We start from the raw sequence: 25875 nt of genomic DNA, 5'->3' as shown, positions 1-25875 counted from the left end.
CCGGAACCGGTTCGAGCCGGCCATCGTGAACGGCCGTACGCTGGCATCACCCGGCAGGCCGAGACGGACGGGTCTGCGAGGAAACGCAGCGCCGGTCCTTCGGATCACCCCAGGTCGAAGGTGTTGGGCAGGCCCAGCCGGTAGCGCACCTCGTCGATGCGTTTGAGGGGCTCCAGCTCCTGGGGGCGGTACAGCTCCCAGATCCGGCACCGCTCGGCGTCCGAGCCGTCCCGGTCGAGCAGCGCGTTGACGGCCCGCCGTGCGGACTCGTTGGCGCCCTCCATGGTCGCCAGGTCCACGTCGGTGCGCACGTAGTCCCCGGCGAGGAAGAAGTTCGGCACGGCGGTCTTCGCCGAGGGGCGGTTGTACAGCGTGCCCGCGGGGTGGATCAGGAGCGGCTCCCGGTTCTGCGGATCGGGGCCGCCGAGCCCCGTGACGGCCGGGTCCATGAACCAGGCGATGCGGTCGGCGTCCGTGAGCGTCGTCCTGCCGGAGTCGTTCAGGGCGTCCTTCAGCTGCGCCCAGCATTCCTCGACGATCTCCTCGCGCGTGCACTCGCGGGCCGTCTTGCCGTACAGGATCCCCGGCTTGTCCCACTCGGAGACGATCGCCGACAGGCAGTCGTGGGCGCGTCCGTCGCCGTAGTCCTCCGGGAAGTCGCGTACGTCCCAGAACTGGGCCTGCCCGATCCCGGTCACCGACCACGGCGAGTCCAGGCAGTTGATGTGCCCGTGGACGACGGGCGTCGGCGTGCGCAGGTAGAACTGCACACCGGTCATCCAGTCGGTCTCCAGCGCGTCGCACCGGGCGAGTTGCGGGTCGGCCGCGCGCAGCGCGGGACCCCAGGTTCGCCGGGCGTGCTCGACGGGCATGGCGCAGATGTAGTGGTCCGCGGTGACGGTGCGTTCGCCGCTCCCGTCACGGGCCGAGACCCGCACGCCGGTGACGCGCCCGCCGTCGTACAGCACCTCCCGCACCTCGGTGCCGAGGACGAAGCGGACGCCCAGCGCGCGCAGGTGAGCGGACCAGGGGTCGATCCACGCCTCGCTCGTCGGGGCGTTGAGCACCCGGTCGATGTCCGCGTCGCCGTCCATGCCGCGGCCCAGCAGGCCCCACAGCAGCAGCGCCTCGATGATGACGCGGCCGACGGTGCGGGTGGAGGCGACCTCGGCGCGGGTGGCGACGAGGTTGCGGGTCTGTCCGATGCCGAGGAGCGTGCGGTACTCCTCGCTCATCCGCTCCGCGCGGATGAAGTCCCACCAGGGGGTCTTCTCCCACTGGTCCTCGCGGCGCGCGTCGCAGCTGGTGAGGTGGACGAGGACACGGCCGGCGAAGTAGGCGGCCTCGTGCGCGGGCAGCCGGCTGCCCAGGTCGAGGACGGAGAGGATCTGGTCGCGGATCCACGACGGGGTGATGTCGCCGGGGGCGGGCGGGGTGGTGAGCCGTCGCAGGGGGAAGTGAAGGTCCGGGCGGCCGTCCTCCCGGGCGAAGAGTGCCTCGGTGCCGTTGCGGAGGTTGTCGTGGACGCCGTTCGCGTTGCCGGGGAAGGGGATGCGGCGCATGCTGTCCGGCAGGTTCCGGTAGAACCCCGGGAAGAAGCGGAAGCCGTGTTCCCCCGGCAGGGGTCTGCGGCCGCCCGTGCCGGTTCCCGGTACGTCCATCGAGCGCGCCTTGCCGCCGAGCACGTCGTAGTACTCGTAGACGGTGACGCCGTAACCGCGTTCGGCGAGTTCGTGGGCGGCGCTGAGTCCGGCGACGCCGCCGCCGAGGACGGCGACGTGCTTGCCGCTGGAGGCAGCGGCCTGGGCGGCACCCGGCGCCAAGGCGAGGGCGCCCACCGTTCCCCCGGCACCCGCGAGGAACCGTCTGCGGGTCGTTCCCTGGTGTCCTGTCGTCATGGACACGGGAGGGTAGAGAGACCGGGAACACGGCGACAGGTCGCCATTCGGTCACCACGGCATCCTCACAATCCTGCGCCGCTCCACCGTCCCGGCGGGAAATGACGAGCGTGCTCGGGCAGCACCCCGCGTGCCAGTCGGCTCGGGGCAGCGATCCGGTCCCGTCCGAGCTCACCCGTCGGGCCGGTGAGCCGGGGATCGGCGCACGGGCCAGTGCGGGTTCGGCGTGCCGTCGTCGTTCATGTGCGCCCGCCGCCAGATCTCGTTCCAGCTGTACGGGGTGGACGGCACGAGCCGGTGCCGCCGTCCGCACGCACAGGGCGTCGGCGCCCACGCGCACCCGGCGCACAGCTCGATCCACCCGTGCCCGGTCGGGAGCCACTCCCCCGGTCCCTCCTCCCCGCAGGCCGGGCAGCCGGGCAGCTCGGCGCCGTCCATCAGCGCGTTCCGCCGCCGGACGTACTCGGGCAGTCGCAACGACGGGTGACGGTACGGAGCGTCGGTCCACCCGCGCTCCGATCCCTCCCACCAGTTCCACAGCCACCACGGCCGGGGGTCCGGTACGGCCCGTCGCCCGGCCCGCTTCTCCGCCCGGCGCCGCACGGCGTACGCCTCGGCCCGCGCCAGCCACAGCATCCGCGCCTCGTGCAGTTCCTCCACCGCCCGCACCAGCGCGTCCGGGTCCGCCTCCAGCCGCCGGGGGATCGCGGCGCTGAGCGTGAGGTGGTGGTACGTGGCCCGCAGGCCGTAGGGCGCGAAGACGGTGAGGCAAGTGCGCAGCGCGCTGTGCCGGCGGTGAAGGGAGAGCCGGGTGTCGTGCACGCGCTCCCGGTGGGTCTGGAAGCTGGCCAATGTGTGAACTCCAGGTCCGAGGTCCGGGCGGGGCGGCTGTGACGGCGTCGGCGTGCCCGGGCAGAGGCGGGCCCGGTGAGCGGCCCGCCTCACCCTCACCCTCACCCTCACCCTCACCCTCACCCTCGGGGATGATGCCGGACCCACTGCCGCACCGTCACGGGCTTTTCGCTGCTACATGACCGGTGCACAGCGGGCCGAGCGCTGAGGGAAGGGCGGTCGCCTCCGTGAGGGACCAGAGTCCGGCGTAGCCGTCGCAGCCCTCGCGGCGCCGTTCGTCAGCCGGGCCGGGGCGTGCCGGACCGGTGTGAGGGCGTCAGGGCACCGGCGTGCCCAGGTAATCCCCGTGCTCCAGGTCGTCGAGCAGTGTCGGGTGGATGGGCGACCAGCCGAGCAGTTGCTGTGTGTGAGCGCTGGAGACGGGCCCGTCGAAGCCGTAGGCGGTGGCCATGAACGGGCTCACGAAGTGCCCGGCGGCCTCGGCGGGTGTCAGCGAGACGGTGGGCAGATCCAGGCCCCGGGCGATGGTCTCCGCGATGCTCCTGAAGGTGACGCCGCTTTCGGCCGCTCCGTGCAGCACGCTGCCCGCGGGTGCCTTCTCCAGTGCGAGGCGGAACAGGACCGCCGCGTCGAGCCGGTGCACGGCAGGCCATCGGTTGGTGCCGTCGCCGATGTAGGCCGACACACCGGTCTCCCGGGCGGTGGCGATGAGCATGGGGATGAAGCCGTGATCCTGGGGGCCGTGGACGGTGGGCGCGAGACGGACCACGCTCGCGCGCACCCCCCTGGCGGCGAAGTCCAGGCCCGCTCGCTCGCCGGCGATGCGGAAGGCGGCGATCCCGGCCGTGTCGGGCTCGTCCTTCTCGGTGGCCTCCCGGCCGGCGGGCAGGACCAGGGTGCCCGAGGTGACGACGAGCGGCTTGCCCGAGTGCTCCAGCGGCCGGCCGAGCGTCTCGATCGCGGTCCGGTCGCGCCGCATCATGTCGTCGAGGTCGGAGAAGTCGCCGCCGTAGGCCATGTGCAGCACACCGTCGGCGGCCGCGGCTCCGGCGTACAGGCTGTCGAGGTCGTCCAGCGAGCCGCGGTGCGGTGTGGCTCCCAGTGACTCCAGCCGGGCGGCTGCGGCGTCCGAGCGCGCCAGAGCGGTGACCGAGTGGCCGGCCGCGACGAGTTCGGCGACGACTGCGGGACCGGTCTGGCCGGAGCCACCGGTGACGAAGACATGCATGACACCCTCCCGTTTGACGCCAGTGACTGGCATTACGTGCTCCGACTCTAGGTAGCGCCAGTCACTGACGTCAAGAAGCGTCAGTCGCTGACGCTTCCGGTATCCTGGGGGCATGCCACGGAGCGGAGCTGAAGCACGCCGCCGCCTTCAGCAGGCGGCCCTGGAGCTGTACCGGGAACGCGGGTTCGACCAGACCACCACGGCCGAGATCGCCGCCCGGGCCGGCGTCAACGAGCGCACGTTCTTCCGGCACTTCCCGGACAAGCGCGAGGTGCTCTTCGACGGGGAAGCCGACCTGCGGGACGCGCTGACGCGGGAGGTCGCCGACGCCCCCGAGGGCCTGCGACCGCTCGACGTGCTGCTCCGCGCCTTCCGGAAGGCCGGACGGATCATCGAGGACAACCGGGCGTTCTCCGAACCGCGACTGAAGGTCATCGCGGTGACGCCGGCGCTGCGCGAACGCGAGTTGGCCAAGGCCGCCTCGCTCACCGAAGCCCTGGCGGAGGCGCTGCGGCGGCGCGGCGGACCCGACCGGCTGGCCGGCCTGGCGGCCCGCACCGGCTGGGCCGCCTTCCACCAAGCGGCCCAGGCCTGGATCGACGACCCCTCACAGAGCCTGGACGCACATCTCGTCCGAGCCTTCGACGATCTGCGCGCCCTCTCCGCGACCGCCCCACCGGCGCGGGGTCGGCCTGAAAGCCGATGAGCCCGCGCCGGCCGTCGGCCATGCCGGGCGCACCGGCACACGGCCGGGCCTGATGTGCACCCGCCGCACCAGGTACTCCGCTCGAAGGTCCCGGTCACCCGCTCGTACGTGCCGCCGTGCGCGGTGGGTCACGGGACGGCGCCGGTCAGGGCGAGGAATTCGCTGCGGGAGCGGGCGTCGGAGCGGAGCAGTCCGAGCAGGGCCGAGGTCATGGTGGTGGAGCCGGTGGCCTGGACACCGCGCAGGGTCATGCAGGAGTGTTCGGCTTCGATGACCACGCCGACGCCCTGGGGTTCCAGGTGGGTCTGCAGCCAGTCGGCGACCTGCTTGGTCAGGCGTTCCTGGACCTGGGGGCGGCAGGCGAAGTGCTCGACGACCCGGGCCAGTTTGGACAGTCCGAGGATGCGGGTGCCGGGCAGATAACCGACGTGGGCGGTGCCGGTGAACGGCAGCAGATGGTGCTCGCACACCGACCGGACGGGTATGCGGCGGGCCAGAACGAGTTCGTCGTAGCCCTCGTCGTTGGGGAAGGTGGTCAGGTCGAAGGGGCGGGGGCTGAACAGTTCGGCGTACGCGCGGGCCATCCGGCCCGGGGTGCCGCGCAGGCTCTCGGAGGTGGTGGAGATGCCGAGGGCGTTCAGGAACCGGCCGGCCGCTTCTTCGGCGGCCTTCAGGTCGATCCCGCCGGGCTCGTGCACGACCCGCAGGGCGGGCCGCGCCGGTACCGTGTCCTCCTCGCCGTGCATGTCTATTCGGGCGGTGGCCTCCTGGGGGTGCTCGGTCATGTCAGACGCCTCCGACACCGAGGGCGGTGAGCAGCACCAGGACGAGGGTGACCACGGCGAACAGGCCGTGGGCCAGGACGACCGCGATCGGGAAGTGACGTTCGGCGGGGAGACTCCCGTCGGTCCCCGGGGCCGACGCGGCGCCCGGGGCGCCGACGGCGGCGGCACGGTCGCGGCGGACGGGGATCCAGCGGGCCAGCATCACGAATCCCAGCAGAGCGACCGGCAGCAGCAGGCCGAAGGAGGTCCAGGCCAGGGCGCTCCTGTCGGCGACGACATAGACGATCCACACCACGAGTCCGATGGCGGCCAGGGCGAAGTGGCCGAAGACGACGGGTGCGGGCAGGCGGCTGGCACCGGACCCCTGCCCGCGGACTCCGCCGCGTTGGATCCAGGTACCGAGCAGGTAGAAGCCGCCGAGGGCGGTGACCACCCAGGCGATCAGTGCGGCGATGTCCATGGGGAACTCCCGGATGAGGTGACGGCCGGACCGTGCCGGCCGCGGTGCGGGCCGCTGCGGTTTCAGGCGGCAGGGCGGGCGTTTCCCGCGCCGGCGCCGGGTGTGTAGCCCTCGGCCTGGGTGTTCTCGTCGGCGACGCGGACGCCGTAGCGGTAGGCGAGCTTGCCGCCGAGGAATCCCGAGACTCCCAGCAGAGCGAAGCTGACCGCGGACAGGACGAGCATCCCCGGCCCGACGCTCCCGCCGCCGGTGTAGGTGCCGTGACGCCACAGGAAGTTGACGGCGTAGGCGGCGGTCACCAGCAGGTTCAACGTCATGTGGACCAGGGCGGTGCGGAAGGCCGGGGTGCGGGCGGGGATCGCGAACAGGTCGAGGAATCCGACCATGGCCGCCGCCAGGGCGCCGATCACCCCGACCGCGATCAGCCACTCGGAGCCCTGGGTCAGGAACCCCGGCCGGCCACATGGGAAGCGATGTCGAACACCAGGCTGGTCGCCCAGGCGCCGATCGGCACCGTGACCAGGATCGGGTGGAACGGGTGACCGTACGGGCCGGCGAGCAAGGCGCTGACCGGTCGTTTCGCCTGAAGCCGCGGCTCATCGGTCATCGCGACCTCCTCTCCGATTTCACCAACAAGTCTTGGTCTTATTGAGGGAGGGCGTCAAGGCTGGCAGGCATCTTCCTGCAAAGGAACATTTGTGCCCAGGCGTATGGGGTTTACTGTGGTCTTGTGGCTTCCGATCAGACAGGTCCGGCCGACGTGGCCGGCAGCGCCATCGACTCCGTCAGCGTCCTGAGCGAGGACTCACGGCGGCGCATGTTCACCTTCATCCGCCGTGCCGGCCACGCCATCACCCGTGACGAGGCCGCCGCGAGCGTCGGCATATCCCGCAAGCTGGCCGCCTTCCACCTCGACAAGCTCGTCGCCGCCGGCCTGCTGCGGGCCCGCTACGAAACGCCCGGTGGGATCCGCAAGGTCGGCAGGCGGCCGAAGGTGTACGAGCCCACCGACGCCCAGATCACCGTGAGCATCCCCGACCGGCGCCACGAGCTGCTCGCGGACCTCCTTCTCGATGCCGTGCTGACCGAGGAGGCCGACGAGAACGCCGCGCAGGCGGCCATGCGGACCGCCGGGCAGCGCGGCCGGCAACTGGGCGAGATCGCGCGCGAGGAGACCCGCCCCGGGCGCCTGGGCCCCGAGCGCGGGCTGACCGCCTGCGAGGGGCTGCTGGAGGAATACGGCTACGAGCCCGTCCGGGAAGCCCCCGACCGGCTGAGGCTGCGCAACTGCCCGTTCCATCCGCTGGCCGCGAAGGCCCCTGACCTGGTGTGCGGCATGAACCAAGCCTTCCTCAGCGGCTACCTCGCCGGACTCGAGGTCAACGGAATCCGGGCCGTCCTCGCCCCCGAGCCCGGTGAATGCTGTGTACGGCTGGGCCCGAACGGCACCGATCAGGATGACCAGACGCCCCAGGACCACTGACACGACACCGGCCGCCCGCCCCCGGGGGCCGCCGGGCCGGTACCTCCTGCCCGCGGCCAAGGGATCAGACGGGCCGTCGACCGCCCGCGATCCTCCGCGCGGCACGCCCGTGCCGGTGCTCAACGCCTCCGTCGAGCTGGGGGAAACACCCGTTCCGACGTTCACTCGGAGCATCGCCATGCTGAGCAAACGTCTTTCGCACTCGTCCGCCTCTTCCACGGAGCCGGTGACCCCGTCCGCGTCCACCGCCGCGCCGATGACGACCGCCGCCGACCTCGGGCTGCTGCTCCTCAGGCTGACCTTCGGTCTGCTGATGGCCGCGCACGGCGCGCAGAAAGTCTTCGGACTCTTCGGCGGCCACGGCCTGACGGCGACCGGCAAAGGGTTCGCGGCCCTGGGCTACCACCCGGGCAAGCTCTTCGCCGTGATCGGCGGCATGTCCGAGTTGCTCGGCGGCCTCGGTCTGGCCCTGGGGCTGCTGACGCCGCTGGCGGCCGCCGCCCTGATCGGGGTGATGATCAACGCGATGGTCACGGTCACGGCTGCCCACGGCCTGTGGGAGACGGACGGCGGCGTGGAATACAGCGTCTGCATCGCCGTGGTCGCGCTGGCCGTCGCCGCGATCGGTCCCGGCCGGCTCGCCGCTGACCGCCCCTTCCCCTGGGGCAACGGCGGAGGGAAGGAAGCGGCGTTCGCCCTCGGCCTGGGCGGCATCGCCGCGGCGATCACACTGAGTCTGTAGACACACAACGCGTACCCGCTGCCGCGCCCCACGGCCCGCCGCGCTCCGTCGCCTCCCGGAGGCGGTCCTCGGCGCCCATCCGTGCGTACCGGACCCGCGCAGCCGCCGGCCGGGTCCCCCGGGCCTGCGCCGGCCTGATGCCGCAGGAGACCGCGGGGGCTGTCACCTCGGTGTCGGTGCGTACGGCACGGCGAGCGGCACGGGTACCGTGCCGGCGTCCGGGATCAACCGTTGCGGCTTGTCGCCGCATGGATCCAGCCCGCGTAGGCGGGGACGCTGGTGTAGAGCCCCGGACCCTCGCTGCAGCGCACGCCTGGAGCGCCGGGACCCGAGGTGACGCCGATGAGTTCCCGGCGCCCCTTGCGGTCCCGCCGGAACTGGGGGCCGCCCGAGTCGCCGTTGCACGCCATGGCCCCGGGCACCCGGCTGACCGTGCACAGGCGGGTGCTGTCCGCGTAGCCCGGCGCGCACTCGGACACCGCGCCCCTGCGCGTGTCGAGTTCCTGCAGCCGGTCGGGGAAGACCCATGTGGTGGGGTCGGGTGCGTCGACGGTGGTGCCGAAGCCCAGGACACGGGTCGGGGTGCCGGGCCGCCCCGGCTCGCCCGCGATGCGGATCGGCCTCTCGGGGACCGGCCGGTCCAGGCGGATCAGAGCGATGTCGTCGCGGTTGGGGCCGGTGCCCTCGCCGTTCCGGTAGCCCGGGTGGAACACCGTCTTCGCGACGGACCGGACCGTGCCGCCGGACCTCCTCCGCTCGCTGCCGATCCGGACGGTGCCGTCCAGGGTGACGAGCGTCGGGTCCACGCAGTGGGCGGCCGTGAGCACCCACTCCGGGTCGATCAGCGATCCCCCGCACACACCCTTGAACGCGGGATCGTCCGCACCTGTCACCGGGATCGACACCATGAACGGGTAACGCTGCGTGGAATCCTGCCCGTTGACGATCGCTCCGGCGCTGCCGGTCATCGTGACGGCGCATGCCGCTCCCGCCAGGACCACCGCGGCGGTCCGGGCCACCGTGCGGCGCGAGGACTTGGAACTGAACACTGGTTCTCCGATCGAGCGAGCATGTGTGAGGTGCGCGCCATGTCTGATGCGCGATGCGCTCCAGACTCCTCGGTCAAGAGGAACTGATCCATCCGGCCAGCGGGCCTGTGCGGGGTCCGGCCAGCGGGCCGGTGTGGGGTGGGGAGAACCGGGGGTAGCCGACATCCATGAATCTGCCGAAGCCGTTGAAGATCGCGTTACTGCTGCTGGGCATCTACGCAGTGTCGGTACTCATGTTCCGGTTCGGGCGCAACGGTATGGAATGGGACCACGCCCTGCTCATCAGCCTGGTGGTGACACCTGTCGCACTGCTGTGGGCCGGCATCCGGGACCGCATCAACAAGAAGGCCGCGACGGCGGGCCGGCGGTGGCGCGCGAAGCGCCAGACCTGACCGTCTCCGACGCCCGCCGCTCACCTGCCCCCGGGCGGCGAGGAGCCCGTGCCGGGAAGCATCAGCCTGTACGCGTACCGCGCTGAGGAGTGCCAGGGCCCGGTGGTCCCTCGCCACCGGGCCCGGATCAGGCGATCCGGCGCAGGACGTCAGATCCTCGCACCGCGGGGGATGCGGTACAGCACGTTCGGACGTAGGGGCCCTTCGGGCGCGGTGGGGTCGTCGAAGTCACCGGCCGGGTCCCGGGTCATGCCGATCCGGCGCATCACCGCCTGGGAGCGGAGGTTGGTGGCCGTCGCCACGGCGAGGATCTCGCACAGTCCGAGCGCCTCGAAGCCGTGGGCCAGGACCCTCAGCGCGGCCTCGGTGGCGTAGCCCCGGCCCCAGGCCGGGCGGGCGAGCCTCCAGCCGATCTCCACCCCGGTGAACGGCAGGCCGTCATCCACCTCGTCCAAGCCCGCGAAGCCGATGAACTCGCCCGTGGCCCGCGCCTCGACCGCCCACCACCCGTAGCCTCGCCGGTCGAAGTCCGCCTGGAACCGGGCCACGGAGGCATCGCACTGCTCGCGGGTGAGCAGGTCGCCCAAGTGCTCCCGGACCTCGGGATCGGCGTTCATCGCCGCCCATGGTTCGAGGTCGGAGTCCCGCCATCGACGGAGAGTGAGGCGGTCGGTGCGCAGTTCGGCCATACGGCCCAGCCAACATGAGCTGTGCTCCCCGGGCAATCCCGGCGATCCCAGGAGGCGGTCAGCACAGCTAGCGGGAGCCGTCGGCGCGCAGGGGCGGGACGGCCGGTACCTCGATGGCGTTCGCCAAGTCCTCGGGGGTGAGCCGGAACGCCTCCGGGTAGGCGGCGCGCCGTGTGCGCCGCTCCGGCTCGCTGGTCCGCCAGGTGTAGAGGCAGCGCCCGCACTGCACGACGTCCCAGACACCGGGGACGGGCGAGGAGTGCAGGGTCCTCACGTTCTCGTGGGCACAGCGGGGGCAGCAGTCGGTCATGGGGATGCCTTCCTTGGTACGGGGCGTACGGGGCGGGGGTGCGGGAGAGGCTTTCAGCCGCGGGCTTCGGACAGCAGGCGCTGGAGCCTGGCCGCCCAGTCTTTCGCCTCGGGGAGGTCCTTGGTGGGCGTGGAGAAGTTGCCGCGCGCGTCGGGATGCACGGGCGTGGTGGCGTCGATGATCATCTTGCTGGTCAGGCCCGCCGGCTGGGCGGCGGGTGCCAGCTCCACCACGGAGAGGTTGGGCAGGACCACGACATCGTCGGCCGGGTTGACCTTCGACGACATCGCCCACATGACCTGCGGCAGGTCGAACGGGTCCACGTCCTCGTCGACGACGATGACCGTGGTGATGTAGCCGAGGCCGTGCGGGGTCGTCATCGCGCGCATGGCCACGGCCTTGGCGAATCCGCCGTACCGCTTCTTCGTGGAGATCACGGCCAGCAGGCCGTGCGTGTACATGGCGTTGACGGCCTGGACCTCGGGGAACTCGGCGCGCAGCTGCTTCAGCAGCGGGACACAGGTGTTGGGGCCCACGAGGTAGTCGCACTCGGTCCACGGCATGCCCAGGTAGAGGGACTCGAAGACCGGGTTCGTGCGGTAGGAGATGCGGTCGATGCGGACGACGGGCATGCGGCGGCCGCCGGAGTAGTGGCCGGTGAACTCGCCGAAGGGGCCCTCGATCTGCCGCTTGCGGCTCTCGATGACGCCTTCGATGACGACCTCGGAGCCCCAGGGCACGTCGAAGCCGGTGAGGGGGGCGGTGGCGATCGGGGCGGGCGCGCCGCGCAGGGCGCCGGCCATCTCGTACTCGCTCTGGTCGTACCCCATGGGCATCCCGGCCACGATGGCCATCACCGGGTCGTTGCCGAGGGTGACGGCGATGGGGAGGTCCTCGCCCCTCTCCTCCGCCTTGCGCAGGTGGAGCGCGATGTCGTGCACGGGCACGGGCTGTATGGCGAGCCGGTTCCTGTCGATGACCTGGAGGCGGTACGTCCCGACGTTCTGCTTGCCGAAGTGGCCGGGGTCCTCCGGGTCGCGGGAGACCACGGCCGCCTTGTCGAGGTAGAAGCCGCCGTCACCGTCGTTGAGGCGGAACAGGGGAAGCACCGAGAAGAGGTCGACGTCGTCGCCTTCCTGCGTGTTCTCCCGCCAGGGGGCGTCCTCGCGCCGCTCGGGGGCGACCGGGAAGGCGTCCCAGCGCCGGGCGAACTCCTCCACCTGCTCCTTGACCGGGGTGTGCTTGGGCAGGCCGAGGGCGAGGGCGTGATTGGCCCAGGAACCATGGACGTTCAGGGCGATACGGGCGTCGGTGAAGCCCTTGACGTTGTCGAACCACAGGGCGGGTGCGCCCTCGCCGATGCGGCCGGCGGCGTTGGCCGCCGCGGCCAGGTCGGGTTCGGGAAGGACTTCTTCGGTGATGCGCAGCAGCTGGCCCTCCTTCTCCAGCGTGCCGAGGAAAGAGCGCAGGTCGTCATGAGCCATGGGTACTCCGTGATGCCGAAAGGGGCGGGACGAGGGGCGCAGGGTCCCGCGGGGACGAGGGTCAGGAAGCCGGTCGCAGCAGGCGGGCGGCGCGCATGCCCTCCCACCTCTTGGCGGCGGGGGCGGGCAGGTCGAACTGGTCGAGGATCCGGGTGACGATGTGGTCCACGATGTCGTCCACCGACTGCGGGTGGTTGTAGAAGGCGGGCATGGGCGGCACCAGCCGCACCCCCATCCGGGAGAGCGCGAGCATGTTCTCCAGGTGGATCTCGCTCAGCGGTGTCTCGCGCGGGACGAGGACGAGCCTGCGGCGCTCCTTGAGGATCACGTCGGCGGCGCGCCCGACCAGGCTGTCGGCGTATCCTGCGCGGATCCCGGCGAGGGTCTTCATCGAGCAGGGCACGATCACCATGCCGTCGGTGCGGAACGACCCGGAGGAGATCGCGGCGCCCTGGTCCTCGGGCCGGTGCACGACATCGGCAAGGTCGCCGACCTCGTTCACGGACAGACCCGTCTCCAGCTCGACCGTGGTCCGCGCCCACCGGCTGAGGACCAGATGGGTCTCGACGTCCGGCAGCTGGGCCAGCACCTGGAGGAACCGGACACCGAACACGGCGCCGGTGGCTCCCGTCATCCCCACGACCAGTCTCATACCGGCTTCCCTTTCCACGTGCACCGCGCTGATCTGCGCCTACGTCCTCACGCTAGGAGCCCGGTGGCGGGGTGCGGCGGTAGACTCGGGACTCGTCATGGGGAAAAACGGACAGGTTGGGCAGCGGTCGCTCATCCGGGAGCTTGCTCTGCGGCGCACGGCCGGTTCACCGCCGGGTCTGGAGCTGTTCGAACTGGCGGGGCTGGTCGAGCGCGCCCGCCGGCACGGCAACGATCCGTACGCGTCGCTGCGCCCGGTCTTCCACCAGGTCGTCACCGTGTGGCCGGGCAGCCGCCTGACGGTCTGGGTGGATTTCACCCGGTACGAGCTGTCTGACGGTGCCTGGCTGTGGATCCGCCCCGGGCAGGTACAGCGCTGGGGCGCGAACCTGGCGAGGGCGGAGGGTCTGTTGATCGCCTTCCCCGCGGGTTTCCCCGACACGGAGACGGCCGTCGCCTCGGTCGCCGAGCTGGCGCCGGCCCAGGCGCTGCTCAGACCGGACGCCCCGGACGCGGAGGGCCTGCGCCGGGCACTGGACCACTTGCGGTACGAGTACGAGGCGATGGCCGAGCTGCCCCTGGAGTCCCACGTGCAGGTGCTGCGGCATCTGCTGGCGGTGCTGGTGGTACGCCTGGCCAGGGCGTACGGGTCCGAGCCCGGCAGACCGGCCTCGAACGGGACGTTCCGCCGTTTCCGCGCGGCCGTGGAGCGCGACTTCGCGGTCACCCGCCGGGTGGAGGACTACGCGGCGGCACTCGGGTACAGCCGTCGCACGCTCACCCGGGCGACGGAGGCCGCCACCGGCATGCCGGCGAAGCGCTACATCGACGAACGCGTGGTGCTGGAGGCCAGACGGGAGCTGGCGCACGGTTCGTTGACCGTCGCCGCCGTCGCCGAACGCCTCGGCTTCGCCGACGCCAGCGACTTCACCAAGTTCTTCCGGCAGCGGACGGGCACGACCCCGACGGCCTTCCGGGCAACGGCTCGCGGCGCGTGACCGTACGACCGACGGTACCCGGGACCGTGGCCCGCCGGCCCGGTGTCACCTGCCCGCCGGCCGCCCGGAGTGCGCCGGTGACCGGGAGACGAGTGGGCGGCACATGGCGACGGAGTGCGTGCAGGAGGGCGACGGCGGAACGGCAGCCGACTGCGGGCGTGCCTCCGGCTCGGGGGGCGGCCGGGCGCACGGTGAACGGCCGGCCGGCCGGCACCGAGCCCGGAGCGCGGAGGATGGTCTGACAGCGGCGGCCGCGGGGCGAACGGCGGCACGACAGCGGCAGCGGTGGCGGGCCTGCGAGCAAGGACGAGGCGGGCCGGGACACGGCACGGCGCGGCGGGGACGTGACCGCGACGAGGTGAGCGGGCGGGCGTCACAGCGGGCCGCCGACGCGACGGCAGAGAAGGCCGGCGTGCCGCATCACGCCGCCCCGGTCACCGTGCCCGCCTGCTCCCCCGCCCGGCTCCAGGGCTCGGGCGCGCTGCTGCTGTCCGACGGTCCGCCGCACCGGCTCCCGCCGTCCGGGTGCCTGGGCCGCGCCCACCTGCCTGCCGTGGAGACCGCGGGGCGGTCTGGCAGGTCTGACCGCGTCCCCCGGGCAGGACCTGACCACGTCCGGGTGAAGACGGCCGGAAGCCCTCTGTCCGCGCCGTGTCCGAGGGGATGCACTGGGACCAGCAGCCCCGCCGAACCCACCGGCTCGTCAACACGGGTCCGCGTGATCGTGGAACCCCCACCGGGCACCGTCGTCTCCGCCATCCTGGACCACCCGCCCCGCCCGCCCCACCCGCGCGGCCCGGCCGCCACCGGGACGGAGGTGACGCAGTGATGAACACGGCACGGCAATCCGCCGCCCGGCTGATCGACGAAAGTCTGGGCTTCCTGTTTCCCGCGGCACTGAGTCGGGACCGGGTCGTTTCCGCCACTCGGGCATGGTGGGCGACAGCTATTGCCCTTACTGTCTTCTTGCCGCCGAGAGGGGCCCCGCCGGTCAGAGTTCCTCATCGTCAATGAGTTCTGGTTCGCGCGTATACGCGAGATCGAGGATGTAGCGTTCGGTGACGGGACTGTTGTTCCAGGCATCGAGGAGCACTTGCTCGGAGAGGCTGTCCCCGTCAGGCTCAAGTGTGGTGTCGTAGTAGTCAGCGGTGGCCTGACGGTTGATCCACCAGACGTTTCCTTCGTAGACGCCGGGGCGGGGAAGCCGCATTTCCCCAGCGGGGCCGAGGCCGACCTGGTTGATGACGAGGATGCCGGTCTCGGACTCGAGGCTGATACGGACGTGGCCTTCGGCATCGGCGGGTGGGGCGGGAGGGGTGTCCCAGATGCGGATGGTGACCTCGACGTCGATGTCGGGCTGGAGGCTGCGCAGGTACAGGTGGTAGCCGTTGCCGGCCACCACCTGTCTGCGGGCAGCGGCCATAGCGTCATCGTCTCCGAGGTAGGCGTCTGCGTCATAGACCTCCACGACTCGACGGCCTGGAGTGGCCTTACAGCTGTATTCGGCCAGGAGCGCCATGGTGCTGCTGCCTTTCTGTTAGTCGGTGATCCTCAGGTAGAAGGGGTCACCGTCCAGCACGCGGTTGAGGGTGTACATCTGCTCGAGCCTGCGGCCGCCGGTCTCATTGTCATCGCCTTCGATCAGGCGGACCGAGAAGCGGTTGTCTCCCTTGGTTGCCCCCTCCTTCGTCGATGCGAATGGATACTCGTCGCACTGCAGGTCGGTGCCCTTGTGGTCACCCCATACCTTGAGCCTTTTCCAACCTCATGCCGAGGCGTGATGAAGGACGAGGACGGCCTGGACGATCGCGGTGATGCGGTTGGTGCTGCAGCGGAGGTTTCGTATGAGGGCCTGGATGTTCATGCCGTGTGAGCGGCGGCGATCCGGTCGATTGGCGACGCCGGCCTCAAGTGCTGGGCCGACAAGGCGTGTCAAGATGCCGGTGGTTCCATCCGAGTACCCTTCCGCGGCCGCCGCATCGAGCGGTGGCCGCGCCGGCGCAACAGCACACACGCCAGGAACCGCTGCCTCGGCGAGCAGGCCATGGCCACGCTGAAAGGCTGGCGCCTCCTCACGAACGCCTTCTGTGGCGGGGTCACCGTAAGTGATCGTCCGGTGCCCCATCGCTCGGAGGTCAGTAGCGCCAACTGTCACCGTCCACGTGCGCCACTGCGGTCTGCGAAGACGTGAACCGAGCGGAAACCTGGTGGTAGCCATCCGAGCAGTACGAGATGCTGCGAAAGTGATTGAACGAGATGCTGCGGTTCAGATCGTTGAGGAAGAGCTGGAACGCGACTACCAGCGAGAGCTGTCGCTTGGACTCATACCGATACGCACGGCTGTGTCGCATATACAGCGGCATGAGCTGGTATGGATCATTTCCTGGACATCTGAGGAGTACCTGCGCACCGGAAACTCAGACTTCGTGCTGGCCGGGAATGGGCCGTACCTTGTTGACCGCGTCGACGGAAGCCTGCATCAGATCAGTGTCGTCTCCGCGGTAACGGACGCGTGGGAGACGGACTACCGAGTCCGCATTCGAAGGCAGGTCACGCAGGGGCAGGCCACGCGGACCGCAGTGGACGACCTGCACGATGAGGTCCGGGCGGTGGCAGGCGCTCGCGGGAGGGTTCATGCCATGCACACCTTGCGCCAACGAGTGCCAGTGCTCTCCCACGCTCAAAGCATCGAGTACGTGACCGCCTTGCAACATGGTGATGCTCCGGCGCACCTCGTAGAGGTCTCCTCCAGGGAGCTTGTGCCGCCTACCGAACCGGACTTGTCCGTGGTGACCATCCGCAGAGCAGCGAACCGTTGAGGTGCTGACAGCAGCAGATGTCGTCACGAAGCGAGGAGAACTCGCTTACGCAGCGGCGAGTAGCCCGCGCGGCCGCACATCTGGCGCTTGAGCATTCTGCGATGACGGCATCGCGGTCGCGGTCGACGCCGGTGGCGAGGATGTGGAGGCTGGGCAGGTCGTCCTGCCGGACGGCGTCGAGCCAGTCGGGCAGGCGCTCGGTGAACATGGTCGCGAAGGCGCGCACGTGCCCGGTGAGGGCGTCGAGTTCGCAGCAGCGCATCGATTGCCCTTGAGCTGCAGTTGCGCTCAGTCTCGGCGAGGTGTCCGCCCGGCGGAGGATCCGTCAGGCGACGGTCCAGGGCGAGGGCGGCCGGTCGGTCACGGGCCGCGGTGAGGTCAGGCTATCGTGCAGGTAAGCACGAACGCGCTGGTAGTTCCCCTTGTAGCCGAGTGCACGATTTCCTCCCACAGTTTCCAGGCGTTGGTGCAGCCCTCGCTCCAGCGGTCGTCCAGACAGGGCTTGTGGTCCATCGAGGACGGATGGCCTGTTCCGCCACTGACCGGTGAACAGCTCCTCCGGCATGGCGGCGTCAGCGAGCTGCTTGACGGTGCGGTAGGTCATCCCGAGCTGACGCCAAACCGAGCATCGGCTGTGCCCCGCCGTCACCAGTGCATGGACGGCGGCATGCCTGGCTCGGGACCGATCGGCGAATCGGTGCCCGCGCGGCCATGGAGAACCGGACGAGTCCACGGCCGGAACAGCCTCGCGTTCGGGACCGGGTGCGGGGACCGTGGGGACCAGAGGGCGAAGGCGGCGACGGTGCTGGGCGACGCCTCCGGTCGGCGGCGTCGCTGAGGTTGTGCCAGAGATGCCACCGGTCCGCGACCTGGACGGTCCGCGGTGCACCGGCGGTAGCGCCCTCGGCGAAGAACGGCGCCCGGTCCCGGCACACGACCTGTACGCCGCGCCGATCGGCGAGCCGGGCTGCCAGGCTCGATGCCTCCCAGTCGGGCAGCAGGTCGACAAGGCGGCGGGTCTCGACGCCGACGAGAACGGTGCCGTAGTGACGGCCCTTGCGGGTGGCGTACTCGACAACACCAACCACACGCGCAGCGGGCACTTCCGGCTCGGGAAGGGCGTCGACCAAGCGCAGGACGGTGCTCCGGCCGACGCAGCCCCCGAGCGCGGAGTTCGGGTGAGCGCCGGCCCGGCCGGCCAGGGCGAGACCGGCCGCGGCCGGCGTCGCGGGCGGCCACTCGGTCCGCTGACCGTGCCGACGGGTCAGGCAGGCTCTACGAAGGACCGGCGGGTGCATCCCGAGTGTCCTCGAACTGACTGAACGTCTGGACCGGTGATCGGCGCGTGGTCCGGGCCCGGAGTCCGCGCCGCTTTGCGGTCCGGCCACGGCGAAGCGGGCGCCTCCGGTGGTCTGCGGGCAAGCGCCGGTCGTGTCCGCCGGTCGCTCACCTGCCGCTCCAGGGACTGACGCCCAGCGGATCATCCGTCAGGGCCAGGCGGACGGTGATGCGCTTGCCGACCGGCTCCCGCATGGCTTCGAAGCTCTGGCACACGGCCATGACGATCTCCAGGCCGTGCTGCCCCACCCGGCCCACATCGGCGGCCCGGGCCACCGGCAGCGCCGGATCGGAGTCCCACACCTGGACCTCCAGCAGATCGCCGACGATGCGCAGGTCCATGAGGATCGGGCCGGTGGCGTACTTCTGTGCGTTGGTGACCAGCTCGCTCACCACCAGCTGCGTCACCTCCACAGCCCGCTGGGACACCGCGACACCCTGCTCCGAGCGCATCCGGGTCAGGAACCCGACGGCGGTGTGGCGGGCCTCCGCGATGCAGGAGCCGTGCCCGTCCAAAGTCACCGCAGCACTCAGTAGAGCGTCATCCGCGTGGGCCGTCATGCCGTCCTCGCCCACCAAGGTCCGTCCCATCCGCACCGCCTTCGTCACCTCATGTCTCCAGCGGCGCGGATACCCGGGATCCGGCCGGACAAGCCAGGGCCGGGAGAAATGTTGGCTGTGCCACACGGCGGCGGTGCCTCGTGCGATGCCGGGCAGGACGCAGGGCAGGACGCGGGCCGGGATCGGGCACCCCAGCGTCGGCCCTCTCAGCGGGGCTCTGAACGGGGGGCGGGGTCTGGAACTCGGTGCTCTCGGCCCCCGCCCCGCGGCTGGTCGCGCCTGGCCGGTGAGCAGGGTTCCGTCCTGCGGGCCCTGGAGATCGTCGGCGCCGACAGCGTTCCCCCTGCTGCCCCGGCCTCCGGGAAGCCCTCGCGGCGGGACGGAGACCGGCCTTACGGAGCATCACCGCCGGCTCACGTTGAGCTTTCGCGTACCGGGGCAGACGGGACGGGAAACCTTGGGTCGGCCGAAGGAGAGACCATGGCGGACGATTCGTCCATGAGGGCTGTCGGGTGGGCGCGCTCGTTGCCGATCAGCGCCGGAGTGAAGGAAGCCAGGGACTGGACGCGTACACATATGACCGCACTCGGCTGGGAACGGACAGCGCCGGCTCTGGTGGACTCGGTCGTGCTGGCCGTCTCGGAGCTGGTCACCAACGCCCATGTCCACGCCCACAGCGCCGCACAGCTCATCCTCACCTGGGACGAGCAGTGCCTGCACGTGACGGTGCACGACGCCTCACCGAGGCTGCCCGAACAACGTCACACGGATCACGAGGCCCCCGGGGGCCGCGGGCTGCTCCTGGTCGACGCCCTCGCCGACGACTGGGAGGTCCGCCGTTGCCCCCGCGGCAAGGACGTCACCGCCTGCTTCCAACCGCCCCCATCGGCGGAGGCGGCGCAAGGAGGGTGAGCATGCGTCAACCGGGAGAGCCGGGGCAGTAGGGGGCTACGACGACAACGGCACCGAGTGAACAAGGAGGCCCATTCCATGACTGCCGGCGAGAAGGCCAAGGCGAAGACCGAACAGGCGAAGGGCAAGGCCAAGGAGGCCGCCGGAAGCGCCGTCGGGAATGACCGCATGGCCGCCGAAGGACAGGCGGAGAAGAGCACGGGAGACGCCCGTGAGGCCAAGGAGAAGGCCAAGGACGCCTTCAAGCACTGACCCACGTCTCCGCTGTCTCCGAAGGGCCTTCCCGGGCGCGCCCCGCGAAGGCCCTTCGCCGTGTCCCGGCGCGGTCGGCGTCCCGCCCGGTCAGCCCACGCCGTCCTCGGCAGGGGGGACGGCGTCACTGTCGGGGTAGATGGGAAAGATCTGGTCGAGGCCGACGATGCGCAGGGTGCGCAGGGTGGGGGCGGGCACGGCGGCGAGTGCGACGTCCGCCTGGGCGGCTTGCGCGTGGTTGTAGGCGGCGATGAGGGAGCTGAGGCCGCTGGAGTCGCAGAATTCCATGCCGGCCAGGTCCAGGACGAGACGCTGGCCCGGCCGGAGGGCGACGGTGGCGATCAGGTGCTGCAGTCGCGGGGCGTTATCGTAGTCGAGCTGGCCGAAAATCTCCAGAACGGGACCGGTGGCAGCGTCTCGAGTGGTGATCTTCAGTGGGCTCATCTGATGCTTCTCGTCTGGGAATCGGGGGCTGGGACGCCGAGGGCGAGCAGTGCGGTGTCGTCGTCGAGGCCGTCACCGAAGCCGCGCAGCACACCGGCCAGGGCCTGGATCACGGCGGGCGGCGGCTGACCGGCCTGCTCGGCGACGCAGGCGAGCAGGGCCTCGTCACCGTACAGGCTGGTGCGGTCCGCGCCGGTGCGGGCCTCGGTGATGCCGTCGGTGTAGAGCAGGAGCAGGTCGCCGGGACCGAGCACGGTCGTGGCGGTGGTGAAACGCGCGGAGGGCAGGATGCCGACGAGGAGGCCACCGGGGGTGGGCAGGAAGCCGGCGGTGCCGTCGGCCCGCACGGCGATCACCGGGGGGTGACCGCCGGAGGCCAGATGGACGGCGACCCGCCCCCTCTCGGGGTCGGGCTCGAGGGTGCCGAAGACGGCGGTGCAGTAGCGCGGGTCGCCGCTGCCCGTGTACCTCTCGTGGAGCACCTGGTTGAGGGTGGTCAGCACGGAGACGGGGTCGGGGTCGTGCAGGGCGGCGGCGCGCAGGGTGTAGCGGGTGAGTGAGGTGAGCGCGGCGGCCTGGGGGCCTTTGCCGCACACATCGCCGAGGAAGAAGCCATGACGTTTGCCGTCGATGCGGAAGACGTCGTAGAAGTCGCCGCCGAGCCGGTCGGGATGGGCGGTGTGGTAGTAGGAGGCCGTCTCCAACCCGGGTACCTCCGGGAGGGTGTCCGGCAGCAGCGACTGCTGGAGCACGGCGAGGGCGTCCTGCAACCGGGCGCGATCGGCCTCGGCCTGTCTGCGTGCCTCTTCGGCCGCTTGCCGGCGGCGCAGCAGTTCTTCTTCGTAGGCGCGGCGGTCCCGGGCGTCGAAGACGGTGGTGCGGATCAGCAGGGGCTCGCCGGTGTCGCCGTGCTTGATCACGGAGGAGACCAGCACCGGCATCCGGCCGGCGCCGGTCTGTTTGAGCTCCAGCGCGATGCCGCTGATCTCGCCCTGCATCCGCAGCAGCGGCGCGAAGTGCGTCTCGTGGTACAGCTTGCCGCCCACGGTCAGCAGGTCGGTGAACCGCTTCCGGCCCACCACCGCCTCCCGCTCGGCACCGAGCCAGTTCAGCAGCGTGGTGTTGATCTTCGCGATGGTGCCGTCCATCAGCGTCGACAGGTACCCGCACGGTGCGTTCTCGTACAGTTCCTCGGCGCTGTCCTCGAGCAGCGCGGCGAACGCGGCGTCGCCGGCGGATACGTCGTCGCCGGTCTCGTGCGGCTCGGGCTGCTGCCCGGTGCGGCACATCATCGCAGGGCCGCCAGGAACTCCATGATCGCCTGGTTGGTGGCCTCGGGCGCGGACAGATGCGGGCAGTGCCCGGTCGCGTCCAGCGTGACCAGCGTCGAGCCGGGGATCGCCCGGTGGACGAAGGCGCCCACCTCCCGGGGAGCGATCACGTCCTGGGTACATTCCAGCACGAGAGTCGGCACCCGCACGCTCTTCAGGTCGTCCCTCGAGTCCGACAGGAACGTGGCCCGGGCGAAGACGCGCGCCATGTCGGGATCGGTGGCGCAGAAGCTGTTCTTCAGTTCCTCGCCCAGTTCCGGCCGGTCCGCGTTGCCCATGATGACCGGGGCCATCGCCGCCGACCAGCCCAGATAGTTCGCATCGAGGGACGCCAGCAGCTCGTCGATGTCATCGGCACTGAAACCGCCGTGGTAGCCCTCGTCGTCGATGTAGCGCGGCGACGGGGCGACCATGACGTGCGCCCCGATCCGCTCGGGCACCAGGGCGGCCGCCAGCACGCCGATCATCGCGCTGACGGAGTGGCCCACGAACACGGCGTCGCGCAGATCGAGGGTCTCGCACACCTCGACCACGTCCTGGGCGTAACCGGTCAGGGAGGCGTAACGTTCCTCCGAGAACGCGGTCGCGTCCGAGCGGCCCGAACCGACGTAGTCGAACAGCACCACCCGGTAGTCCTCGGCCAAGGCAGGCAGGGTCAGCCGCCACATGTTCTGATCGCAGCCGAACCCGTGTGCCAGTACCACCGCCCGCCCCTGCGGATTGCCGGTGACGGTCACGTTGTTCCTGCGGGCGATGTCCATACCCGCCAGTCTCTCAGGCCGCTCCCGGTGGTCCGGTCCGGCCCCTGGTCCCGCCTCCGCACACGGCTCGCGGCCCCGGCGGACCGGCGCCTCGCGGGATCCGGCGGGAGACCGCGGTGGGCGGTGGGAGCGGCCGGACCGCCCCGCCCGGAGGCGGGCGGCAGGCCCCGTCACCGGCGCCCGTCACGCCCTCGGCCCGCCCGGCGTCGTCATGCCAGGGCGGCGCTCCCGTTCAGCGAGCGGAGCAGTGCGTGCTGGCGGCGGACCTGGTCGCGGCCTCGGCAGGGCTCGCGCCGTCCCTCGTACTCGCTGGAGAGCCAGCCCTGCCAGCCTGCCGTGCGCAGGGTGGTGATGATGTCGTGCCACGGGATGTGCAGGTCGTGGAGGTCATCGTCGATCTCGAAGAACTTCGCCTGGATGAAGTGCACGTGCGGCAGCACGTCGGCGAGGTCGGACATGGGGACGGCCAGGGGTTCCAGGAACGCGGGGCGCTTCTTGCCCTCGAAGCCCTCGTGGCCGTCGTCGACCGGGGCGGTCTGGAAGATGCCGGTGTCGATGAGCAGCTTGAAGTGGTCGCTGCCGGTCCGGTCGATGAAGTCGAGGTACGCCTGGGTGACCGGGTGCTTGATCGGGGTGGGGCTGTGGATCTCGGGGCAGATGACGATGTCGAGGTCCGCCGCGAGGCCGAGGACCCGCTCCACGGCGGGCTGCCAGAGGGGGTGCGGGTCGAGTTCCGGGGTGACGACGCCGAACTTGGGCCGGATCGAGGTGAGCCGAGCAGCTTGGCCAGGCGCAGATCGCGCTCCAGCTGTGCGCGGCCCTCCTCGGCGGTGAGGTCGCGGTCGCGTACAGGTCGCCCGAGTAGCTGTAGAGCGAGACCCCGTGGCGCAGCCCGTGGGTGGTGCCGTCCTGGCCGGGCACGATCGTGGCGTCGGTGGCGGCGCGGAAGACGGAGGGTCCGGCGACCTCGGGGATGTAGGGCCGGCGCAGGTGGACCGCGACCTCGATCCGGTGGACGCCCGCGGACAGGCCGCCCGGGTGGTCGACGGTGAGCGTGGCGGTCTCGTCGAGCTGCCAGCGTACGTCCCTGGAAGCGCGCAGTTCGCCGAGGGTGAAAGTGCGGCCCTGGAGTGTCCAGCGCTGCGCTTCTCGCGGGAACGGGTGTCCGTCGACGATCACGTCGGCGCCGTCGACGAGGCTGCCGGCGACCCCTCGGTAGTTGGGGTTGCGCAGGAGGAGCTGGAAGCCCGTGACACCGGTGCCGTCGGTCGCGTTGCGGAATCCGCGCTGCTGGATGATCGGCCGTTCGAGCATGGTCGTCCTTCGTGACTGGGTGCGGTGAGGAGGGGTGGTGGGTGCGGCCGCGGGGTCAGGCCGTGCGGTCTTCCAGGCCGTAGAGGGCCATGCAGGCGGCCTGTGCCAGGCAGAGCGCCGCGGGAAGCCCGATGAAGGCCCACTCGATGGCCTGGCTCGCCCGCGCGGAGACGTGGTCGGCGTGGTATCCGCCCCAGGCCAGGGCCCAGGCGAAGAGGGAGCCGCCGAGGGCCGTGCCCACCTTGGTGGCGAAGCTGTAGCCGGCGTACAGCAGGCCCTCGTCGCGGCGTCCGGTGAGGGTCTCGTGGTGGTCGATGGTGTCCGAGACGAGCGCCGGGGCCGCGACGAAGCCGAAGCCGCCGATCAGGTTGGCGAACAGGAAGACGGCGAGGAACACCGCCGGCTGTCCGTCCAGGAAGAAGAGGAGGACGTACAGGGCCGCGGTGACGGCGAGGCCGGTGTTGATGCCGCGGCGCTTGCCGGCGCGCGAGCCCGATGCCTGCGGGCTGCCCGCCCCGCGCATCCACTACCGCTACAGCGACCGCGACCTGGCCACCATCGAACAGGCCAAGAAGGCCGTCGCCGAGGCGGCAGCCGCGATCGGCATCCCCCTCGGCGACAGCCCTCTCCTGCTGCCCGCGGGCAGCTCACTGCACTACCAGGGCACCACCCGCATGGGCCCGGCCGATGACGGCACCAGCGTCTGCGACAGTCACAGCCGTGTGTGGAACACCCGCGGACTGTGGGTCGCCGGCAACAACGTCATCCCGACCGCCACCGCCTGCAACCCCACGCTGACGTCCGTCGCCCTCGCCGTCCGGGGCGCCCGTGCGCTCCTGGACCACCTGGAGCGCACGGCCGGGCAAAGCAGGGTCAGCGCTGCAGGGTGAGGACACCCGGGCGCCACGGCAGCTGGTCGTAGGGGCCGCTGGCGCTGGGGGACTTGCCCTGGTAGAGCAACTGCAGGTTGCAGGGGTCGATGGTCATGGTCTGGTCCGGGTTGTCGCGGACCAGGTCGCCGTGGCTGATGTCGTTGGTCCAGCCGGCACCGCTGTTGGCCTTGCCCGCGAAGGGGTTGCTCTCGCTGGCGGCCTGCGGGGTCCACGAGCCGCTCAGGCTGGAGGCCGTGAAGGAGCGGAAGTAGCGCCCGTTCGCCCCCATCGCCTCGACGATCATGAGGTACTGGTTCTGGCCCTTGACCTTGTAGACCTGCGGTGCCTCGAACAGGTTGGCCGTCGTGTCGCTCATGACCGTCGTGTACGACGAGCCGAAGTTGCCCGGGAAGTTCCCGATCGGCATGCTCGCCCGGTAGATCTTGCCGTTGTCACCGGCGAAGAACAGGTACATGTTCTGGTCGTCGGCGATCAGGGTCTGGTCGATCGGACCGGTGCCGGAGCCCGAGATGCTGCCGGTGAACAGCGGCTGCGGGGCGGACCAGCCGTTGGGGTTGGTGGGGTCGCTGGAGGTGCGGTAGATGAACGGCCAGGCACCCCACTGGTAGGCCAGCACCCAGATCTTCTTGGGCGCGAAGTAGAACAGCGTGGGCGCCACCGCGGACTGGCTCATGCCGGTCTGGCCGGCCGACGCCATGTCCGACCAGTTCGTGAAGGGACTGAACGCCATCGAGCCGTACGACGATCCCGAGACGTTCGACGCGTAGACCAGGTGCTTGCCGTTGTACGTCACGTTGGTGAAGTCCTTCAGCGCGGCCCATCCGTTCGCCGGCTGCGCCAGGGCGCCCGTGGACGACCAGCGGTACGTCGACGGGAGAGCACACGAGCCGTCCGTCGGCGGCGTCCCGGTCAGCCCGGTCCACTTCTGGTTGCTGCCGCCGTTGCACGTCCCGATCTGCACCGCCGTGCCGTTGGCCGTACCGGCGCCGGCGGCCTCCAGGCACAGCCCGGACTCCGTGCCGACGACCGTGCCGTCCGCGTTCACCCGCCACTGCTGGTTCGCACCGCCGGAGCAGGTCCAGATCTGCACCCGGGTGCCGGCCGTGGTGGCGTGCCCCGGGACGTCCAGGCACTTGTTGCCGTACACGGTCAGCTGGTTGCCGTCCGTCAGCGTCCACTGCTGGTTGGTCCCGCCCCAGCAGTCGTAGAGCTGCAGGGACGTGCCGTCGGTCTGGCTGGCGCCCGGCACGTCGAGACAGCGGTTGGAACCGACGCCTCGCAAGGCGCCGCTGGCAGCCGCCTGCGCCGGCGTGGCCACGAGCAACGCCGCCAGCGCGGCCAGGGCCGCGACCAGGGCGCCGAGGACCGCGGGCGTATGCCCGCGGGTGGAACTTCTTCCGTACATGGGGACTTCCCAACCTTTCCTGGGCGGCTCCGGTTCACCTCGCGCGCGGCGCGTGAATTGAGGAGGACATGACATATCCACGCGACAGGCTCCCGGCTCACCTTTCGCCGAGCGGGAG

31 protein-coding genes and 2 pseudogenes are annotated in these 25875 nt (G+C 71.0%); 9 read left to right on the top strand and 24 right to left on the bottom strand.

Features of this window, described 5'->3' with window-relative positions:
* Positions 1–104: 104 nt before the first annotated feature.
* The 3 genes from AB0E62_RS21955 to AB0E62_RS21945 form a co-directional block, all read right to left on the bottom strand.
* Positions 105–1898 carry an FAD-dependent oxidoreductase gene (locus tag AB0E62_RS21955; RefSeq protein ID WP_362196126.1) on the bottom strand — a complete coding sequence of 598 codons (1794 nt, stop codon included), beginning with the start codon at positions 1896–1898 and terminating at the stop codon, positions 105–107.
* Between the two features lie 171 nt (positions 1899–2069).
* Positions 2070–2750, bottom strand: a complete 681-nt coding sequence (locus tag AB0E62_RS21950) for a hypothetical protein (RefSeq protein WP_362196123.1) — start codon at positions 2748–2750, stop codon at positions 2070–2072.
* A gap of 316 nt (positions 2751–3066) precedes the next feature.
* The gene (locus AB0E62_RS21945; protein WP_362196120.1) at positions 3067–3978 is read right to left on the bottom strand and encodes an SDR family oxidoreductase; all 912 of its coding nucleotides are present in this window, start codon (positions 3976–3978) and stop codon (positions 3067–3069) included.
* Between the two features lie 112 nt (positions 3979–4090).
* Between AB0E62_RS21945 and AB0E62_RS21940 the strand changes: the two genes are divergently transcribed.
* Positions 4091–4684, top strand: coding sequence for a TetR family transcriptional regulator (locus AB0E62_RS21940; protein WP_362196117.1), 594 nt, complete (start codon positions 4091–4093; stop codon positions 4682–4684).
* Between the two features lie 128 nt (positions 4685–4812).
* Here AB0E62_RS21940 and folE read toward each other — a convergent pair whose 3' ends face one another.
* The 4 genes from folE to AB0E62_RS21920 all read right to left on the bottom strand — a co-directional run bounded on the left by folE (position 4813) and on the right by AB0E62_RS21920 (position 6536).
* Complete coding sequence (gene folE / locus AB0E62_RS21935; RefSeq protein WP_362196296.1) at positions 4813–5430, bottom strand: GTP cyclohydrolase I FolE; 618 nt, start codon at positions 5428–5430, stop codon at positions 4813–4815.
* 40 nt (positions 5431–5470) lie between these two features.
* Entirely contained in the window at positions 5471–5929 is a 459-nt protein-coding gene (locus tag AB0E62_RS21930) for a hypothetical protein (RefSeq protein ID WP_362196114.1), read from the bottom strand.
* Between the two features lie 62 nt (positions 5930–5991).
* Positions 5992–6339, bottom strand: a complete 348-nt coding sequence (locus AB0E62_RS21925; protein ID WP_362196111.1) for a DUF2231 domain-containing protein — start codon at positions 6337–6339, stop codon at positions 5992–5994.
* Positions 6340–6371: 32 nt separating this feature from the next.
* On the bottom strand, positions 6372–6536 hold the full coding sequence (locus AB0E62_RS21920; RefSeq protein WP_362196108.1) for a DUF2231 domain-containing protein: 165 nt from the start codon (positions 6534–6536) through the stop codon (positions 6372–6374).
* 123 nt (positions 6537–6659) lie between these two features.
* On the opposite strand from AB0E62_RS21920, the gene AB0E62_RS21915 reads away from it, so the two are divergent.
* Together AB0E62_RS21915 and AB0E62_RS21910 are read left to right on the top strand one after the other, a co-directional pair.
* Positions 6660–7412, top strand: coding sequence for a transcriptional regulator (locus AB0E62_RS21915; RefSeq protein WP_362196105.1), 753 nt, complete (start codon positions 6660–6662; stop codon positions 7410–7412).
* Positions 7413–7668: 256 nt separating this feature from the next.
* A complete protein-coding gene (locus AB0E62_RS21910; RefSeq protein ID WP_362196293.1) occupies positions 7669–8154 on the top strand; it encodes a DoxX family membrane protein in 486 nt (161 codons plus the stop codon).
* A 224-nt stretch (positions 8155–8378) separates the two neighbouring features.
* Here the strand turns inward: AB0E62_RS21910 and AB0E62_RS21905 are convergent, their stop codons facing one another.
* Positions 8379–9203 (bottom strand): serine protease, encoded by an 825-nt coding sequence (locus AB0E62_RS21905; RefSeq protein ID WP_362196102.1) that lies wholly within the window; start codon positions 9201–9203, stop codon positions 8379–8381.
* Between the two features lie 167 nt (positions 9204–9370).
* Here AB0E62_RS21905 and AB0E62_RS21900 point away from each other — a divergent pair, with 167 nt between their 5' ends.
* Positions 9371–9595, top strand: coding sequence for a hypothetical protein (locus AB0E62_RS21900; RefSeq protein WP_362196100.1), 225 nt, complete (start codon positions 9371–9373; stop codon positions 9593–9595).
* 149 nt (positions 9596–9744) lie between these two features.
* Here AB0E62_RS21900 and AB0E62_RS21895 read toward each other — a convergent pair whose 3' ends face one another.
* From AB0E62_RS21895 to AB0E62_RS21880, 4 genes are all read right to left on the bottom strand, one after another.
* The gene (locus tag AB0E62_RS21895) at positions 9745–10284 is read right to left on the bottom strand and encodes a GNAT family N-acetyltransferase (RefSeq protein ID WP_362196097.1); all 540 of its coding nucleotides are present in this window, start codon (positions 10282–10284) and stop codon (positions 9745–9747) included.
* A gap of 67 nt (positions 10285–10351) precedes the next feature.
* Complete coding sequence (locus AB0E62_RS21890; protein WP_362196094.1) at positions 10352–10594, bottom strand: non-oxidative hydroxyarylic acid decarboxylases subunit D; 243 nt, start codon at positions 10592–10594, stop codon at positions 10352–10354.
* A gap of 53 nt (positions 10595–10647) precedes the next feature.
* Complete coding sequence (locus tag AB0E62_RS21885; RefSeq protein WP_362196091.1) at positions 10648–12078, bottom strand: non-oxidative hydroxyarylic acid decarboxylases subunit C; 1431 nt, start codon at positions 12076–12078, stop codon at positions 10648–10650.
* A gap of 61 nt (positions 12079–12139) precedes the next feature.
* Entirely contained in the window at positions 12140–12730 is a 591-nt protein-coding gene (locus AB0E62_RS21880; RefSeq protein ID WP_362196088.1) for a non-oxidative hydroxyarylic acid decarboxylases subunit B, read from the bottom strand.
* Between the two features lie 97 nt (positions 12731–12827).
* On the opposite strand from AB0E62_RS21880, the gene AB0E62_RS21875 reads away from it, so the two are divergent.
* On the top strand, positions 12828–13727 hold the full coding sequence (locus tag AB0E62_RS21875; protein ID WP_362196085.1) for a helix-turn-helix transcriptional regulator: 900 nt from the start codon (positions 12828–12830) through the stop codon (positions 13725–13727).
* Positions 13728–14718: 991 nt separating this feature from the next.
* On the opposite strand, the gene AB0E62_RS21870 is transcribed toward AB0E62_RS21875, so the two are convergent.
* From AB0E62_RS21870 to AB0E62_RS21860, 3 genes and pseudogenes are all read right to left on the bottom strand, one after another.
* Complete coding sequence (locus AB0E62_RS21870; protein ID WP_362196082.1) at positions 14719–15150, bottom strand: hypothetical protein; 432 nt, start codon at positions 15148–15150, stop codon at positions 14719–14721.
* Between the two features lie 114 nt (positions 15151–15264).
* Positions 15265–15450, bottom strand: a pseudogene (locus AB0E62_RS21865) (NucA/NucB deoxyribonuclease domain-containing protein); the annotation flags it as partial.
* A gap of 42 nt (positions 15451–15492) precedes the next feature.
* Entirely contained in the window at positions 15493–15852 is a 360-nt protein-coding gene (locus AB0E62_RS21860) for a hypothetical protein (protein ID WP_362196079.1), read from the bottom strand.
* Positions 15853–15970: 118 nt separating this feature from the next.
* Here AB0E62_RS21860 and AB0E62_RS21855 point away from each other — a divergent pair, with 118 nt between their 5' ends.
* Positions 15971–16546: a YrhB domain-containing protein gene (locus AB0E62_RS21855; RefSeq protein ID WP_362196077.1), complete on the top strand. Its 576-nt coding sequence runs from the start codon at positions 15971–15973 to the stop codon at positions 16544–16546.
* Between the two features lie 572 nt (positions 16547–17118).
* Here the strand turns inward: AB0E62_RS21855 and AB0E62_RS21850 are convergent.
* The gene (locus AB0E62_RS21850; protein ID WP_362196075.1) at positions 17119–17844 is read right to left on the bottom strand and encodes a transposase; all 726 of its coding nucleotides are present in this window, start codon (positions 17842–17844) and stop codon (positions 17119–17121) included.
* A 148-nt stretch (positions 17845–17992) separates the two neighbouring features.
* Positions 17993–18445: an ATP-binding protein gene (locus tag AB0E62_RS21845; RefSeq protein WP_362196290.1), complete on the bottom strand. Its 453-nt coding sequence runs from the start codon at positions 18443–18445 to the stop codon at positions 17993–17995.
* A gap of 480 nt (positions 18446–18925) precedes the next feature.
* Here AB0E62_RS21845 and AB0E62_RS21840 point away from each other — a divergent pair, with 480 nt between their 5' ends.
* Together AB0E62_RS21840 and AB0E62_RS21835 are read left to right on the top strand one after the other, a co-directional pair.
* On the top strand, positions 18926–19357 hold the full coding sequence (locus AB0E62_RS21840; protein ID WP_362196073.1) for an ATP-binding protein: 432 nt from the start codon (positions 18926–18928) through the stop codon (positions 19355–19357).
* A gap of 78 nt (positions 19358–19435) precedes the next feature.
* Complete coding sequence (locus tag AB0E62_RS21835) at positions 19436–19609, top strand: CsbD family protein (RefSeq protein WP_069751537.1); 174 nt, start codon at positions 19436–19438, stop codon at positions 19607–19609.
* 90 nt (positions 19610–19699) lie between these two features.
* Here the strand turns inward: AB0E62_RS21835 and AB0E62_RS21830 are convergent, their stop codons facing one another.
* From AB0E62_RS21830 to AB0E62_RS21805, 6 genes and pseudogenes are all read right to left on the bottom strand, one after another.
* Positions 19700–20053 (bottom strand): STAS domain-containing protein, encoded by a 354-nt coding sequence (locus tag AB0E62_RS21830; protein WP_362196071.1) that lies wholly within the window; start codon positions 20051–20053, stop codon positions 19700–19702.
* Positions 20050–21342 (bottom strand): SpoIIE family protein phosphatase, encoded by a 1293-nt coding sequence (locus tag AB0E62_RS21825; RefSeq protein WP_362196068.1) that lies wholly within the window; start codon positions 21340–21342, stop codon positions 20050–20052. The genes AB0E62_RS21830 and AB0E62_RS21825 overlap by 4 nt, the downstream gene beginning before the upstream one ends.
* Positions 21342–22145 carry an alpha/beta hydrolase gene (locus tag AB0E62_RS21820; protein WP_362196065.1) on the bottom strand — a complete coding sequence of 268 codons (804 nt, stop codon included), beginning with the start codon at positions 22143–22145 and terminating at the stop codon, positions 21342–21344. Before AB0E62_RS21820 ends, AB0E62_RS21825 begins: the two co-directional genes overlap by 1 nt.
* 209 nt (positions 22146–22354) lie before the next feature.
* Entirely contained in the window at positions 22355–22846 is a 492-nt protein-coding gene (locus AB0E62_RS21815) for a TIM barrel protein (RefSeq protein WP_362196062.1), read from the bottom strand.
* Positions 22847–23180: 334 nt separating this feature from the next.
* Positions 23181–23459, bottom strand: a pseudogene (locus AB0E62_RS21810) (DUF6379 domain-containing protein); the annotation flags it as partial.
* A gap of 55 nt (positions 23460–23514) precedes the next feature.
* Complete coding sequence (locus tag AB0E62_RS21805; RefSeq protein WP_362196059.1) at positions 23515–23982, bottom strand: MFS transporter; 468 nt, start codon at positions 23980–23982, stop codon at positions 23515–23517.
* Here AB0E62_RS21805 and AB0E62_RS21800 point away from each other — a divergent pair.
* Positions 23936–24349, top strand: coding sequence for a GMC family oxidoreductase (locus AB0E62_RS21800; protein WP_362196056.1), 414 nt, complete (start codon positions 23936–23938; stop codon positions 24347–24349). The two genes, AB0E62_RS21805 and AB0E62_RS21800, sit on opposite strands and share 47 nt — an antisense overlap.
* Here AB0E62_RS21800 and AB0E62_RS21795 read toward each other — a convergent pair.
* On the bottom strand, positions 24333–25757 hold the full coding sequence (locus AB0E62_RS21795) for a non-reducing end alpha-L-arabinofuranosidase family hydrolase (RefSeq protein ID WP_362196053.1): 1425 nt from the start codon (positions 25755–25757) through the stop codon (positions 24333–24335). The two genes, AB0E62_RS21800 and AB0E62_RS21795, sit on opposite strands and share 17 nt — an antisense overlap.
* Positions 25758–25875: the final 118 nt, after the last annotated feature.

It is taken from the genome of Streptomyces sp. NPDC038707, assembly GCF_040636485.1.
In the GTDB taxonomy this organism is placed as follows: domain Bacteria; phylum Actinomycetota; class Actinomycetes; order Streptomycetales; family Streptomycetaceae; genus Streptomyces.
Note: the sequence above shows the minus strand (reverse complement) of the source record. Positions and strands in the feature narration are given on the sequence as shown.

Excerpts from the sequence above, each read along its gene's own strand:
- AB0E62_RS21955 (WP_362196126.1), bottom strand. The coding sequence starts at position 1,898 with ATGACGACAGGACACCAGGGAACGACCCGCAGACGGTTCCTCGCGGGT.
- AB0E62_RS21945 (WP_362196120.1), bottom strand. The coding sequence starts at position 3,978 with ATGCATGTCTTCGTCACCGGTGGCTCCGGCCAGACCGGTCCCGCAGTC.
- AB0E62_RS21940 (WP_362196117.1), top strand. The coding sequence starts at position 4,091 with ATGCCACGGAGCGGAGCTGAAGCACGCCGCCGCCTTCAGCAGGCGGCC.
- folE (WP_362196296.1), bottom strand. The coding sequence starts at position 5,430 with ATGCACGGCGAGGAGGACACGGTACCGGCGCGGCCCGCCCTGCGGGTC.
- AB0E62_RS21930 (WP_362196114.1), bottom strand. The coding sequence starts at position 5,929 with ATGGACATCGCCGCACTGATCGCCTGGGTGGTCACCGCCCTCGGCGGC.
- AB0E62_RS21920 (WP_362196108.1), bottom strand. The coding sequence starts at position 6,536 with ATGACCGATGAGCCGCGGCTTCAGGCGAAACGACCGGTCAGCGCCTTG.
- AB0E62_RS21910 (WP_362196293.1), top strand. The coding sequence starts at position 7,669 with ATGACGACCGCCGCCGACCTCGGGCTGCTGCTCCTCAGGCTGACCTTC.
- AB0E62_RS21900 (WP_362196100.1), top strand. The coding sequence starts at position 9,371 with ATGAATCTGCCGAAGCCGTTGAAGATCGCGTTACTGCTGCTGGGCATC.
- AB0E62_RS21895 (WP_362196097.1), bottom strand. The coding sequence starts at position 10,284 with ATGGCCGAACTGCGCACCGACCGCCTCACTCTCCGTCGATGGCGGGAC.
- AB0E62_RS21890 (WP_362196094.1), bottom strand. The coding sequence starts at position 10,594 with ATGACCGACTGCTGCCCCCGCTGTGCCCACGAGAACGTGAGGACCCTG.
- AB0E62_RS21885 (WP_362196091.1), bottom strand. The coding sequence starts at position 12,078 with ATGGCTCATGACGACCTGCGCTCTTTCCTCGGCACGCTGGAGAAGGAG.
- AB0E62_RS21880 (WP_362196088.1), bottom strand. The coding sequence starts at position 12,730 with ATGAGACTGGTCGTGGGGATGACGGGAGCCACCGGCGCCGTGTTCGGT.
- AB0E62_RS21875 (WP_362196085.1), top strand. The coding sequence starts at position 12,828 with ATGGGGAAAAACGGACAGGTTGGGCAGCGGTCGCTCATCCGGGAGCTT.
- AB0E62_RS21870 (WP_362196082.1), bottom strand. The coding sequence starts at position 15,150 with ATGGCCGCTGCCCGCAGACAGGTGGTGGCCGGCAACGGCTACCACCTG.
- AB0E62_RS21860 (WP_362196079.1), bottom strand. The coding sequence starts at position 15,852 with ATGGGGCACCGGACGATCACTTACGGTGACCCCGCCACAGAAGGCGTT.
- AB0E62_RS21850 (WP_362196075.1), bottom strand. The coding sequence starts at position 17,844 with ATGCACCCGCCGGTCCTTCGTAGAGCCTGCCTGACCCGTCGGCACGGT.
- AB0E62_RS21845 (WP_362196290.1), bottom strand. The coding sequence starts at position 18,445 with ATGACGGCCCACGCGGATGACGCTCTACTGAGTGCTGCGGTGACTTTG.
- AB0E62_RS21840 (WP_362196073.1), top strand. The coding sequence starts at position 18,926 with ATGGCGGACGATTCGTCCATGAGGGCTGTCGGGTGGGCGCGCTCGTTG.
- AB0E62_RS21835 (WP_069751537.1), top strand. The coding sequence starts at position 19,436 with ATGACTGCCGGCGAGAAGGCCAAGGCGAAGACCGAACAGGCGAAGGGC.
- AB0E62_RS21830 (WP_362196071.1), bottom strand. The coding sequence starts at position 20,053 with ATGAGCCCACTGAAGATCACCACTCGAGACGCTGCCACCGGTCCCGTT.
- AB0E62_RS21825 (WP_362196068.1), bottom strand. The coding sequence starts at position 21,342 with ATGTGCCGCACCGGGCAGCAGCCCGAGCCGCACGAGACCGGCGACGAC.
- AB0E62_RS21820 (WP_362196065.1), bottom strand. The coding sequence starts at position 22,145 with ATGGACATCGCCCGCAGGAACAACGTGACCGTCACCGGCAATCCGCAG.
- AB0E62_RS21805 (WP_362196059.1), bottom strand. The coding sequence starts at position 23,982 with ATGCGCGGGGCGGGCAGCCCGCAGGCATCGGGCTCGCGCGCCGGCAAG.
- AB0E62_RS21795 (WP_362196053.1), bottom strand. The coding sequence starts at position 25,757 with ATGTACGGAAGAAGTTCCACCCGCGGGCATACGCCCGCGGTCCTCGGC.